Here is a 14,403-nt window from a genome sequence, read left to right on the forward strand (position 1 = left end):
ATCTGTTATAATTAGACGAAAATGCAAAAAAAGAAAACGATTGTGCAAAAACAGGAGGTATAAAATATGTGTGGAATTGTGGGATATGTGGGAAAAGAAAATGCGGCATCTATTTTGATAGAGGGGCTTTCCAAGCTGGAGTATAGAGGATATGATTCTGCGGGTATTGCAGTGCTGGATAATAGCCGCGACAAAAAAGAAATTGAAATCATCAAGGCGAAAGGTCGTTTACAGGCGCTTCGTGAGATGACAGATAATGGAAAAGCGGTAAAAGGGTATTGTGGAATTGGTCATACCCGCTGGGCTACGCATGGTGAACCATCAGTGATTAATGCGCACCCTCATGTATCAAAGGATAAAAAAATTGCAGTAGTACATAATGGGATTATTGAAAATTACAAGGAGATAAAGGAATATTTGCAGAAAAAGGGTTATGAATTTGTGTCAGAAACAGACACAGAAGTAATTGCTCATCTTTTGGATTATTATTATAAAGGGAATTGCTTGGAGGCAATTACAAAGGTATTAGGAAGAGTGAGAGGTTCCTATGCCCTGGGTATTCTTTTTCAGGAAAATCCGGAAGTTATGTATGCGGTGAGAAAGGATAGTCCTTTAATCGTTGGAAAATCTTCTCAGGGAAATTTTATTGCATCTGATGTTCCTGCGATTTTAAAATATACAAAGACAGTATGTTATATTGATGACAGAGAAATTGCTGAAATTAAGGCAGATGGTATTCGGTTTTATGATATTGACCAGGAAGAACTGCAGAAAGAGTTCAAAACCGTGGAGTGGGATGCAAAGGCGGCGGAAAAAGAGGGATTTGAGCATTTTATGTTGAAGGAAATCTATGAGCAGCCAAAAGCGGTGGCGGATACCATCAGTCCCAGAATTAAGAATGGAAAAATTGTAATTGATGAATTGGAGATGACAGATGAGGATATTAAGAAAGTCAGTCGTATTCAGATGGTAGCCTGTGGTTCTGCATATCATGTATGTGTATGTGCAAAATATGTGTTGGAAAAGCTGGCAAAAATACCGGTAGACGTGGATCTGGCATCAGAGTTTCGATACAGGAACCCTCTTATGACAGAGAATACATTGGTGATTGTGGTGAGTCAGTCAGGTGAAACGGCAGATTCGCTGGCAGCTTTAAGGGAGTCTAAGAAAAAGGGCTATAAAGTGCTGGGGATTGTAAATGTAGTAGGAAGTTCTATTGCACGAGAAGCGGACAGTGTTTTTTATACATGGGCAGGACCGGAAATTTCTGTGGCCACTACAAAAGCGTACAGTACTCAGCTGGCAGCAGTTTATCTCATTGGATTACTTTTTGGAAAAGTAAGGGGCACGATTAAGGATAAAGAGTATAAAGAATATATTCATGAACTGGGAAGACTGCCTGAGAAAATTCAGAAAATTTTAGATGAAAAAGAGAGGATACAGTGGCTGGCTAATAAGTATTCGCATACAAAAGATGTGTTCTTTATTGGAAGAGGTCTGGACTATGCAATTTCTTTAGAAGGTTCTTTGAAGCTAAAAGAAATATCTTATATTCATTCGGAAGCTTATGCGGCAGGGGAATTAAAACATGGCACGATTTCTCTTATTGAAGAAGGAGTTCTGGTAGTTGGCGCAGCGACACAACCAGATTTATTTGAGAAAGAAGTCAGCAATTTAGTTGAAGTACGAAGCCGTGGCGCGTGTGTATTAGGGCTGACGTCTTATGGGAATTATTCCATAGAAGATATTGCAGATTTTACTGTGTATGTGCCTAAAACACAGGATGTTTTTACTACCAGTCTGGCTGTTGTTCCACTGCAGTTGCTGGCATATTATATTTCAGTTGCTAAGGGCTTGGATGTTGATAAACCAAGAAATCTTGCAAAGAGTGTTACGGTAGAATAGAGATGGAAAGTGTACTATCAAATAAGGCAGTAGTGTTATATATGGTAGTAATTGGAAAATAATAAGTAGTACACTGATAGTACCAAAAATGGAGGTACTATTTATGATTCGTTCACGAAAGATATTGGCAGATCGTATTAATAATCTGTGTAAGGAACAAGGGATAACCTATTATGCATTATCCTATAAATCTGCAGTTCCCCTTACTACGTTGCTGCACATTGTAAATGGCTCAACAAAAAATCCGGGAATATTTACTATTCATAAACTTTGTGAGGGGTTTGACATTTCATTAAGAGACTTTTTTGATACAGAGGAATTTAGTGAAATGAGAGGAGACTTTGAAGAAGAAACGCAGATTTAACCAATGGAGGATAAGGATGCCAGAAATAAACAAGAACAACTTTTCCAAGTTTTGCAGGACAAAGGAGGAGTGGCTGAAACAAGAGTTAAGAAAGCAAATATTAGAAGGGGAGTTTATGAGCGAGTCTAAATTCCCAATTATATATGCTTCTGATGTTATTTCCCAATGCAATTCAGAAAAAGCAGATTTAAGTATGAAGGAAAGTATAAAAGGAGTCATTCAGGGGATTTTTTGCTCTCCGGTAGCGGAAGTGAGCGTTGCAGGTATAACTGCGCTTATGGAAAAGCATATAAAGGAATTTGATAATTTGGAACGGCAAGAGGAGAAAACTTTAAAAGGATATGCAATAGCTGTGGATTCTTTTGCTTTCGTACGCATAGATTATCGGATATGGGCTTACAGGCACGAGGAACGTTATGCTTTTGCAGTTGCGGGAGTAAGAGGTGTTTTGAATGTCAGGAGAACAGACTGGAATGAGTTTCTGAATGCTTATACGGAGATTTTGAGACTGGGATTTCCGGAAGATATTTCACAGGAAGAAAAACAGAAGCAAATGATAAAATACGTGGAAAAAGCACAGAGGTTATTTAAGCTTTTTAAAGGAGAGCTGGCAATATGAAATTTCTAAGCTCCCGTTGACGAATATTAATATAATGGTATAATGTTACTAAATATTATTCGTGAAAGGAGAACGAGAAGCTTTTGTGCTTCACACGAAAGAGAATGAAAAGTTTATTGATTTTAGGAGCAGGCGGCTTTGGTCAGATGATTCAGGAAACAGCCAGACTTTTGGGATATGCAAAGGTGGTATTTTTGGACGATGCAGCTAAATGCGACAATGTAGTAGGAAAATGCTGTGATTATCAGGCACTTTTGGGAGAGTATGATACTGCGGTTGCAGCTCTTGGAGATAATGGCATGCGTCTTTATTGGACAGAGAAACTTATGGAAGCAGGATATAAGGTACCGGCAATTATTCATCCGTCAGCAGTAGTCAGCCCCAGCGCGCAGATTGGAAGCGGAAGCTTTATTATGCAGCGTGCAGTTGTCAACACGCATACTGTAATTGAGCATGGTGTTCTTGTAAACAGCGGCGCTGTGGTAGACCACGACTCTCATGTTGCAAAGGGAGCTCATATTGGATTGGGCAGTGTTGTAAAAGCCAATTGTAATATTGATGTTAAGCGTAAGGTAGAAGCCGGGGAAGTTGTATTTTCCACAAGAAGGAAGATTGATGGTGTTACAAGCAGAAATCTGGAAGATGCGTTGTATGCTTTTGGATTTGGTAACCAGTGCAGCTACGTGAAACCTTTTGGTGAAGGTCATATTAATGAAACTTATGCTGTTTATATGCCTACTGAGGCAGGAGATGAATTTGCATATATCCTTCAGAGAGTAAATAATAATGTATTTAAAGATCCTGCCGGTGTTATGGAAAACATCTTTGGAGTCACAGAATATCTTCGAAATGTAATCAGAGAAGAAGGAGGAGATCCGGATAGAGAAACTTTGTCTTGTATTAAGACAAAAGATGGTCGTACCTTCTTTGAGGACAGTGAAGAACAGCCATGGAGATGCTACAATTATATTCCAAATTCTGTTTGTTATCAGCTGGTGGAAGAACCTGAGCAGTTCTATCAGTCAGGAAACAGCTTCGGACATTTTCTGAAACAGCTTGGTAATTATCCGGCTGCCAGTTTAAATGAAACAATTCCTGATTTTCATAATACAGTGAAACGTTTTGCAAACTTCCAGCGCGCAGTAAAGCGTGATATTAAAAACAGAGCGATTACCTGCCGTCAAGAAATTAAATTTGCATTGGACAGAGAAGCGGATTGTGCTGTATTGGTGAAGCAGCAGGAAGAAGGAAAACTTCCTTTACGAGTAACACATAATGATACAAAGTTAAATAATATTTTATTTGATGCAGAGACAGGAAGAGGGCTTTGTATTATTGATTTAGATACGATTATGCCGGGATTAGCAGCGAATGATTTTGGTGATTCTATTCGTTTTGGCGCTGCAACAGCAGAAGAGGATGAAAGAAATCTGGATTTGATGCATTTTGATATTTCTTTATATGAATTGTATGTAAAAGGGTATCTGGAAGCTACAGAGGGCGTGCTTACTCCTGAAGAAATTGAAAGTCTTCCTTGGGGAGCGCGTTTAATGACTTTAGAGTGTGGTATGCGTTTCCTGACAGATTATCTGGAAGGAGATACTTACTTTAAGACAGCTTATCCAGAGCATAATCTGGTACGTGCCCGTACACAGTTCCGTCTGGTTGATGAGATGGAGCAGCAATTTGAGAGAATGCAGGAAATTGTTCGTCAGTACTGCTAAAATATGAATTTCAGATAGAATAGTTATAGGGGATGTCGCATTAAGTACATATTTAAGGATATGTTTAAAGCGACATCCCCTTCTGTGAATGATTATTAAGAAGGAGGAGAAATTCATTGTCAGAAAATACAGATAAAATCATTTTGTTTGAGCAGACACCAATTCCAAAGGCAGTTGCAAAGCTGGCAGTACCCACAATTCTCAGTTCTCTTGTTATGGTGCTTTATAATCTGGCAGATACCTATTTTGTGGGGATGTGCAATGATCCAATTCAAAATGCGGCAGTTACTTTGGCGGCGCCGGTACTTTTGGCATTTAATGCAGTGAATAACCTTTTTGGTGTGGGAAGTTCCAGCATGATGAGCCGGGCGCTGGGGAGAAAAGATTATGAAACAGTGTATAAAAGTTCTGCGCTGGGCTTTTATTGTGCAGTCGTATCAGGAGCGTTGTTTGCGTTGGCGTGTTTTGTCTTTCATGTACCATTGCTCCATATGCTGGGAGCGAATGCGGAAACTATGGCAGCTACAGGCGAATATGTGAAATGGACTTCCATTTATGGTGCAGTACCAGCTATTTTAAATGTGGTCATGGCATATATGGTAAGAGCAGAGGGTGCTGCTTTGCATGCAAGTATTGGGACAATGAGTGGCTGCTTTTTGAATATTATTCTGGATCCGATTTTTATACTTCCATGGGGACTGGATATGGGAGCGGAGGGGGCAGGACTTGCTACGTTTTTGTCTAATTGTATTGCCTGTATGTATTTCTTTGTGTTGATTTATAAAAAGAGAAAAAATACATTTGTGTGTATTAATCCCAAGCGCCTTTCCGCAGACAGAAGTATTATATATGGAATTTGTGCAGTGGGAATTCCGGCTTCAATTCAAAATCTCTTAAATGTTACGGGAATGACGATTTTGAATAATTTTACCTCTTCTTTTGGAGCAGATGCAGTTGCGGCAATGGGAATTACACAGAAAATTAATATGGTTCCAATGAATATTGCAATGGGAATATCACAGGGAATTATGCCTTTAATCAGTTATACATATTCCAGTGGTAATCATAAGAGAATGAAGGGGACACTGGTATTTGCATCAAGGGCAAGCTTAGGATTTATTACAATAGTGGCAGCTCTGTATTACCTGAGTTCTGCACAGCTGACAGAATTGTTTATGTCAAATGAAGTGATTGTTTCTTATGGAACGAAATTTTTGAGAGGATTTTGTCTGGGATTGCCGTTTTTATGTATGGATTTTCTGGCGGTAGGTGTGTTTCAATCAGTGGGAATGGGGAGAGAAGCTCTTATTTTTGCTATTATGAGAAAAATCGTTTTGGAAATTCCGGCGCTGTATATTTTGAATTATCTATTCCCTTTATATGGATTGACTTATGCTCAATTTGTAGCAGAAATAGTATTGGCAGCAGCGGCGGTTGTTGTGTTGGCAAGACTGTTTAAGCGAATAGAGAAACAAAAAGTGATTGTCGGATAAAATAAATTAAGCTATACTGATAATGTTGCCACCCTCTATAAAGGCATAGAAAGGGGGTGTTGCTTGTGGAAGATATACTCATATCGTTTGTTGTTTCTGTTACGGCTGGTGTGGTTTGCCATCTCATCAGCAAATGGTTAGACGGAGACAAATAGCTGGCAGCTAGCCTATGGGGTTAAGCCTTCCCATTGCCAAAATTAGGAATAGAAAAAGCCGAAGGTCTCGCACACCTCCGGCTTTTTTGTTGCTAATGAAAGATAACTCTCATATCGTTTTGCCTACTGGCATTATAGCATATGCAATTTAAGAATACAATATGCAGATTTCCTGAGTTTCATATTTCCGCTGTAAAAAGCAGATGTTTCAATTTGAAGGCAAGACTGTTTAAGCGAATAGAGAAAAGGCTATAAATTTAGGCGGATGTGTCTTTTTCATGAGAAACTATTGTGGTACAATGAATTTACATTGTTTAGTATAATAATTTTAAGAGAAAGAGTAAACGTCAATCAATGAAAAGATCATTTGTTTATATTTTAGGGGGAATATGTCTTATTGCTGTTCTGTTTTTGCTTCCCTCCGGTCAAAAGGAGAAAACTGAACAGAAAAGTGAGAAGGTCCGTCTGGAATTTTATAATAGGAAACGTGAAGTTTATGCGGTTTTAGAAGAAATTATTGAGAAATTTAATGCATCTCAGGATGAGATAGAAGTGTATCAGAATATGAATACTAATGCAGATGCATCTTTGAGGATTTCGGCTGTTGAAGGTGATTTTCCGGATGTTGTAGAACTGGGTGGACTGCAGAGTGTGGAAACTTTTGAATATGTTATGGGAGGTTGTCTTCGCCCCTTGGATAACATGGAGTGTGTCGAGCGTATTAAGGACGAATATCTGCCATATCTTCGCTATAATTCTCATATTTATCAGATGCCTCTGGCTATGAGTTTTGAAGGGATTTATATAAACAAAGATTTGTTTTTGGAAGAGGGACTTACAATTCCGAAAACCTATGAAGAATTATGTCAGGTGTCTCGTGAAATACAGAAGCGGGGGAAAGTGCCGTTTCTTTTTGCAGATAAGGAAAGTTGGACGGTGCATCAGAACTGGGAGAGTATAGAAGGTGCGTACAGGGGGAATTTTGAAAGTTTCTGGACGGAGGTGGCTACAGGTAAGACTTCTTTTACAGAGGATTCCACCAGCAGAGGTTCTCTGGAAAAGCTTATAGAATTACATCAGTATACCACGGAGGAGTGCAGCAATCTGAATTATGATGAGGCTATGACAAAATTTGCATCGGGAGAAAGCTTTATGTTTATGCAGGGAAGCTGGGCTTATGGGAGTATTATGGAGAGAAATCCACAGATGAACGTGGAACTTATTCCTTTTCCTGTGGATAACGGCAGTGAGCAGCTTGTGACCATGTGGATAGACAGCAGTGTGGGGATTTCCAAAGACTGTAAGTATCCGGAAGAGGCGGAGAGGTTTGTGGAATTTTTAATGCAGCCGGAAAATTTGCAGATTTATCTGGATGCAGAGTGTTCTCTTAGCAGTATGGAAGGGAATAGAGATCGGGCAGAGTATGCGCCTAAAGTTCATGAACTTTTACGGGAAGACAGAGCGGTCATGGACGCATCCTGGCTGCCTTTGCAGACCAGTGTTATCAGGGATAAGGATATTTTGGAGCTGATGCCGGATGCAAGTGCAAAAGAGATAGATGCATATCTGGATAAATATACGAAAAGTTTACAAAAGTATAAGGATGTGTATCTGGAAGCAAAGGAGAGAAAACAATGAAGAGCAGATGGCAAAAGAAGTCTTTACAACAGACTATGATGTATGGTTTCGGAGCTCTGTTTGCTGTTTCACTTTTGGCGTTTCTCTTGTTTTTTCTTCGGAGCTATCAGGAAGAACTGCAGACAGAAATTGAACACATGGAGGAATATAACGAGCAGCTTACCATAAATTTGGACAGCACTCTAAATAGTACGGAGTCTTTTCTTTATTTACATTTTTCAGATGATAAAATCCGCAATCTTCTGTGTAGTGATGACAGTGATATTGATGCGGAAAGTCAGAAAGCTACAGAAAATAACTTAGAAGAGTATCTGAAACTGCTGGTGGATATGGAGAATGATGTGTTGCGTGCTGTAATTGTAACGCAGGATGGCAGAATTTATAAAAGTGTAGAAGAAATAGAAGATGATTATATCGAGAGAATGGGTTATCTGATAAAAGATGTTCAGTGGGAAAAAGATACACCAGGTTATTTTAGTCCTGTGCATAAGGAAACAATTAGTTTAGTAGAGCATAAAGTAGTGTCGGTTATTCATCCTGTGTGGAATATTGTAGATGAGGAACCTATAGCGACGATATATTTGGATTTGGATTTTGATAAGCTGTCAAATCAGTGGTATCGCTCTGCAAAAATGAACCAGAGCTTTGAATTTTTCATTTTAGGAGAGGGAGAGCTTTTATTTGACTCTCAAAAAGGAGAACTTTCTCAGACAGAAACTATGGAAGAACTGACACAGAAAAGTAAAATTTTGGTACAAACGCAGGAAAAGCAAGGTTTGTTAAAGCTGCATGGGAAACAATGTGTGGCTTCAGCAGTAAAACATGAAGATACGGGATGGTATTTGGTGCAGTATCTTCCGGTATGGGGGCTGGTTTTACAGATTTTAGATAATATGTCTGTGCTGTTGGTAGTATTAATCGGAGTTGTATTGATTACTGCAGCAGGCAGTTATGCTTTGGCAAAATGGGTTAGTCACCCCGTAAAGGAACTATCTGACTTTATGGGGAATGTGGCAGATATTTCTGAGGAAGGGCAGGAGATTGCTTTTTTTCCTCGGGAACAAGTGGAGGGAACGGAAGAAATTCAGCAGATGATTGAAAGTTATAATGCCATGGCCAAGAGGATTAATGACAATATTATTAAAGACTATATTTATAAATTAAATCAGAAACAGGCAGAGTTGAAAATGCTGCAGTTTCAGATAAATCCCCATTTTCTTTATAATGCGCTGAATACAATCAGTTCCATAGCCCAATTGCAGGATGTGGACTATATACCGGAAATTGCTTCTGGACTATCCGATATGTTCCGGTATAACATTGACGGAAGAGAAATTGTTTCCATACGAGAAGAAATTACGCAGACAGAAAATTATATGTGCATTCAGAAAATTCGTTTTCCGGAGCGTTTTTCTGTGGAAATTTCTATGGAGGAAGAATTATTTGACTGCAAGGTATTGAAGTTTATTTTGCAGCCTATTGTGGAAAATTCTTACAAATATGGATTTACCGAGAAAAAGAAGAAGGACATTTTGAGAATTCGAGGATACCGGGAAGCAGAGGAAACCATTATTCTTATTGTGGAGGACAATGGCGTGGGCATGGAAGAAGAAAAAGTTCAGGCTATAAACGAAGCTCTTGAAAGAGAAGCCGGATTCGAGGCAGCAGCAGGGATTGGACTTCGCAATGTAAATGCCAGAATTAAAAATTATTATGGGGAACCTTGTGGTATCTGGTTGGAAAGCTGTTTGGGAGAATATACCCGAGTGTATCTGCGGGTGAAGAGTATGGATGTTTCACAGGAAAAGAGAGGGTAGAGAAATGCGGATAATTGTTGCTGATGATGAATTTTTTGCCAGAAAGGCGCTGGTGAAAAGGATTGAAGAATTAACAATCGAAATAGAATTCTGCAAAGAGGCAGAAAACGGCAGAGAAGTTCTGGAACTTCTGGAAGAAGAGGGGGCAGATTTAGTAGTGACAGATATTCGAATGCCGGATATGGATGGACTGGAGGTAGCCAGACAGCTGTGGGAAAAATTTCCGGAAACTAGTGTAATTATTGAAAGTGGATATGCAGATTTTGATTATGCGGCTACAGCTATTCGCTATGGAGTGAAAGATTATCTTACAAAACCGGTAAAAAAAGAAGAGCTTGAAAAAGCGATAAAAAGAGTAGGAGAAGAGCAAAAGAAGCTGCGACAGAAAATAGAGAAACAGCTGGCAATCCAAAGGGGAGAGTTTATGGATTTTTCCCACATACTGGAGAATGAAGTGACAGCAGAGGAAATTTTGGGGAATTTATTTCAGAAAACAGCAGCAGACAGCTGGTATCTGGCAACGGTGCAGAGCAGAAAACAGCAATTAAATAAAGAAAAAATTCAAAATATATTAGAGATTTTCAGGGGAGAGGACATTCGTGTAGGTTATTTTTGCCCTAAACAGGAATTTATTCTGGTGTTGAAAGCTGATGGCGGGAAAGAGTTTCCAGAAATATTTTTCCGAAAAAAACTAGTGTCCTGTTGGAATAAAACAGGGGTAGAATTACAGGTGGGTATTAGTCAGTGCCATGAAAAAACAGAAAATGGTGTAAAAGAGGGAGCAGGTGCTTACAGGGAAGCAGTGTATGCTATAAATCAGAGACTTTTGCAGCCTGAGCAGCAGATTTATCGTTATGAAGCAGAGGTAAATGTGGTGCAGTTGTTTTCTCAGGCAGAGGAAATAGAGTTGGAGAGATGTCTGACAGAAAATCGGACTGAGGATGCGATAAATATGGCACGAAAGCTGTTTCAACAATGTGAAAATCGAGAGGAAATCAGTATTTATTCTCTTTTTACTTCTTTAATTCAGATTATGAATGTAATTAATAAGGTGTATACCATTCGAAAAGGTCAGGAGAGTGAGGAAACGGACAAAAGCTCTTATTTGTTATTTAATTTTAAGACGGATTTGTATGCCTTTCATTCTATGGAGGAACTGCAGCGTTATATTTTTGATTTGATTTCCGATATGTCAGAGGAAGAAGGGCAGAAAGCTTCTATTATAGAGGATTTACTTAAATATTTAGAGTGGAATTATCAGCATGACATTACGGTTAACGAATTGGCGGCCCATAAGTATTTTGTTAATCCCAGTTATTTGAGCCGCCTGTTTAAGGCGGAGACAGGTAAGACATTTTCTAAATATCTGACAGAACTGCGTATGCAGAAGGCTGCGGAGCTTTTAAAGGAGAGCGGGCTGAAAATCAGCGATGTAGCACTTTGCGTGGGATATAATGATGTATCTTACTTTATACAGACTTTTAAAAAGTATTATCTTATGACTCCTGAGCAATACAGAAATCAGTAAGAAAATTCTTATTGGTTATATCAGATAATTTATACTGAAAAAAGGATATTCTCCTTATAATAAATTCCAGAAAGAGGGTAAGACCCCAAAAAGGAATGTTATAAGGAGGATTTTTTTATGAAAGGAAAAAAATTAACAGCACTTGGACTTGCTGCAATGATGGGTATGAGTTTGCTTACCGGCTGCAGTGGCGGAAGTGCAGAGACAGGAAAAGAAACAAAGAAAACTTCTGATGGAAAGACAGAATTGGAACTGTTTGGTACAAAGCCGGAAAATAAAGAAACTTTACAGAAATTAGTAGATACTTACAATAAATCTCAGGATAAAGTAACTGTAAAATTGACACAGCCTGCAGATGCTGGTACAGTTTTGAAAACTCGTATGACAAAAAATGACCTTCCTGATATGGTAGCTATGGGTGGTGATTTCAACTATGCGGAATTACAGTCTGCAGGAGTGCTGACAGACTTATCCGGGGAAGAATTTTTGGATGATATTAATGAGTCTTACATTAATATGCTTTATGCCTTGAATAAAGATCAGGAAGAAAAATCTTACGGTGTCCCTTATGCAACAAATTCTTCCGGAATTATTTATAACAAAGATATTTTCGCAGAAAATGAGATTGAAATTCCGACTACTTTTTCTGAATTAATGGCAGTATGTGAAAAGTTAGAAGCAGCAGGAGTCACACCATTTGAACTGACTTTCAAAGATGCATGGACTATTCTTCCGGCATGGAATGCGATGGCGCCGGTTATGCAGCCGGAAAACTTCTACAACGATAAGAAAGCCGGAAAAGCTACTTTTGAAGGTACTCACGAAGCAATTTTGGAAAATTATCTGAAACTGGTAGAGTATGCACAGAAAGACTACATGGGTACTTCTTATGATGACGGAAATAAGAAATTTGCGGCAGGGGAAGCAGCTATGATGATAAATGGAAGTTGGGCGATTACAGAAATCAAAAAAGCAAATCCGGATGTTAATATTGACCAGTTTAAATTCCCGGCTACTGATGAGGCAGATGCAAATAAAGTAACCTCCGGTGTGGACGTACTTCTGGGTATTACTACAAATTGCGGTGATCCAGACGGTGCAAAAGATTTCATTAGCTTTATGGTGCAGAAAGAAAATGCACAGCTTTATGCAGATGAGCAGTTTGCTTTCTCCGCAGTAAAAGGTGTTGAACAGAACGACCCAAGTGTTGCAGGTGCAAAACCGGATATTGAAGCCGGAAATGTGGTAGACTTCCCAGACCACTACTATCCAAGCGGATTTGATATAAGCGCAGCTCTTTCCAACTTCTTCCTGGAAAAAGGAAACGGAAAAGATGATGCGGCAAATATTGCAGATACTTTAAAGAAATTGGATACAGATTATGATACATTAAATGTGAACTAAGAGGTAGAAGAATGAAGAAGAAACACGGAAAGAAATCCACTGTCAACAAATCGTTTTATTTTATGGTGGTTCCGTTTATAATTCTGTTCTTTATTTTCCATACTATACCGTTTTTCCAGGGTATCTTTTATAGTTTTACTGACTGGAAAGGGTATGGTATCTGGAATACCGTAGGATTTCGGAACTACATTCAGTTTTTTAAAGACCCGGCTATGGGACAGACTTATGCCTTTACAATTAAATTTGCACTGTGTGCCACAATTTTAGTAAATGCTCTCAGTCTTGCTCTTGCCTGTGGTTTAAATGCAAAAATAAAATTTAAAAATACTATTAAGGCAATTTATTTTCTTCCTTATATGTTGGGTACTTTGATTATTGGTTTTGTATTTAACTTTATTTTCGGTAATGTCATTCCTATTTGGGGACAGAAGCTGGGAATTGAGGCGCTGAGTACAAATATTCTGGGAACCAATCATGCGTGGCTGGGAATTTTGTTTGTAACGGTATGGCAGGCTATGGCATTTAACACTTTGATTTACCTGTCAGGACTGCAGACGGTGGACCGTGACGTATATGAAGCAGCAGACCTGGACGGTGCAACTGGATTTAAGAGATTTACTAAGATTACTTTCCCTTTAATTGCCCCATTCTTTACCATTAATATGGTTTTGAGTGTGAAAAACTTCCTTATGGCATTCGACCAGATTATGGCAATGACAGGCGGTGGTCCCGGTACATCCACAACAAGTATCTCTGTATTAATTTACAAACGAGGTTTTGACGGTGGACAGTTTGCATACCAATCAGCCAATGCGGTAATTCTGTTTCTGATTATTGCGGGAATTTCTATATTCCAGCTGAAAGTACTTGAGAAGAGGGAGGCGAAGATGAACTAATGGGAAAAAGCAAATGTAAAGTAAAAGAAAAATATAACTGGCCCATGACTATACTGCTGCTTGTGCTGGCAGTGGTGTTTATCCTCGGACCTTTATATATAGCAGTACTGATTGCAGTAAAAGACCCGTCAGAAATGGCGAATGTATTGTCTTTTCCAAAAAAACTCAGATTGCAGAATTTTGTAGATGCATGGGTAATGACGGATTATCCGAGAAAGTTTATGAATACTTTGTTCATTACGGTTATTAATCTGGTATTTACCATTCTTTCAAATTCTATGGTAGCTTATGCTATTACAAGGAATAAAGACAAGAGTAAATTTTTTAACTTCGCGTATTACTACTTTGTCAGTGCTATGTTCATTCCGTTTAATGTTATTATGCTGCCATTGGTAAAACAGGCTTCTGCCTTCCATATGGACAATATTTTTGGAATTACGTTCCTGTATATTATTTTCGGTCTTCCGATGAATATTTTCCTGTATACGGGTTTTGTAAAATCCATACCTCCGGTTCTGGATGAAGCGGCCTATATTGACGGTGCAACTCCGTTTCAGACCTTTTATAAAATTATTTTTCCTTTGATGAAGCCTATGAGCGCGACTGTGGCTATTCTGTCCTTTATGTGGACCTGGAATGACTTCTCCATGCCTCTGGTACTTTTAAGCGAGGAGAAATATCAGACCTTACAGCTGGCACAGTATGTGTTTAAGGGGCAATTTAATACAGAATATAATCTGGCATTTGCATCTTATGTGCTGGTACTGATCCCAATTCTTCTAGTGTATATTTTCTGTCAGAAGTGGATTATTGCGGGAGTTACCAACGGGGCAGTAAAGGCATAAAATTTTGAACAGACC

The 14,403-nt window shown here is 38.9% G+C and carries 11 protein-coding genes; all 11 read left to right on the plus strand.

The genetic code is table 11. The annotated features are described in order from the left end of the window. Positions 1-66: 66 nt before the first annotated feature. The 11 genes from glmS (at position 67) to BQ7352_RS00470 (ending at position 14,388) form a co-directional block, all read left to right on the plus strand. Positions 67-1,905, plus strand: a complete 1,839-nt coding sequence (glmS, locus tag BQ7352_RS00420; protein WP_072445956.1) for a glutamine--fructose-6-phosphate transaminase (isomerizing) — start codon at positions 67-69, stop codon at positions 1,903-1,905. Positions 1,906-2,008: 103 nt separating this feature from the next. After that, a complete protein-coding gene (locus tag BQ7352_RS00425; RefSeq protein WP_072445958.1) occupies positions 2,009-2,269 on the plus strand; it encodes a helix-turn-helix domain-containing protein in 261 nt (86 codons plus the stop codon). A 16-nt stretch (positions 2,270-2,285) separates the two neighbouring features. Then, complete coding sequence (locus BQ7352_RS00430; RefSeq protein WP_072445960.1) at positions 2,286-2,888, plus strand: hypothetical protein; 603 nt, start codon at positions 2,286-2,288, stop codon at positions 2,886-2,888. 104 nt (positions 2,889-2,992) lie between these two features. Next, a complete protein-coding gene (locus BQ7352_RS00435; protein WP_072445962.1) occupies positions 2,993-4,612 on the plus strand; it encodes a phosphotransferase in 1,620 nt (539 codons plus the stop codon). A 116-nt stretch (positions 4,613-4,728) separates the two neighbouring features. Next, entirely contained in the window at positions 4,729-6,105 is a 1,377-nt protein-coding gene (locus BQ7352_RS00440; RefSeq protein WP_072445964.1) for an MATE family efflux transporter, read from the plus strand. Between the two features lie 509 nt (positions 6,106-6,614). Beyond that, on the plus strand, positions 6,615-7,898 hold the full coding sequence (locus BQ7352_RS00445; protein ID WP_072445966.1) for an ABC transporter substrate-binding protein: 1,284 nt from the start codon (positions 6,615-6,617) through the stop codon (positions 7,896-7,898). Next, positions 7,895-9,715 carry a cache domain-containing sensor histidine kinase gene (locus BQ7352_RS00450; RefSeq protein WP_072445968.1) on the plus strand — a complete coding sequence of 607 codons (1,821 nt, stop codon included), beginning with the start codon at positions 7,895-7,897 and terminating at the stop codon, positions 9,713-9,715. The genes BQ7352_RS00445 and BQ7352_RS00450 overlap by 4 nt, the downstream gene beginning before the upstream one ends. A gap of 4 nt (positions 9,716-9,719) precedes the next feature. Continuing rightward, entirely contained in the window at positions 9,720-11,243 is a 1,524-nt protein-coding gene (locus BQ7352_RS00455) for a response regulator transcription factor (protein WP_072445970.1), read from the plus strand. Between the two features lie 117 nt (positions 11,244-11,360). Beyond that, the gene (locus BQ7352_RS00460) at positions 11,361-12,647 is read left to right on the plus strand and encodes an ABC transporter substrate-binding protein (protein ID WP_072445972.1); all 1,287 of its coding nucleotides are present in this window, start codon (positions 11,361-11,363) and stop codon (positions 12,645-12,647) included. An 11-nt stretch (positions 12,648-12,658) separates the two neighbouring features. Continuing rightward, positions 12,659-13,543, plus strand: a complete 885-nt coding sequence (locus tag BQ7352_RS00465; RefSeq protein WP_072445974.1) for a carbohydrate ABC transporter permease — start codon at positions 12,659-12,661, stop codon at positions 13,541-13,543. Next, positions 13,543-14,388: a carbohydrate ABC transporter permease gene (locus tag BQ7352_RS00470; protein ID WP_072445976.1), complete on the plus strand. Its 846-nt coding sequence runs from the start codon at positions 13,543-13,545 to the stop codon at positions 14,386-14,388. The genes BQ7352_RS00465 and BQ7352_RS00470 overlap by 1 nt, the downstream gene beginning before the upstream one ends. The last annotated feature ends 15 nt before the right edge of the window (positions 14,389-14,403 follow it).

The organism is Blautia sp. Marseille-P3201T (assembly GCF_900120295.1).
Classification (GTDB): Bacteria; Bacillota; Clostridia; order Lachnospirales; family Lachnospiraceae; genus Blautia.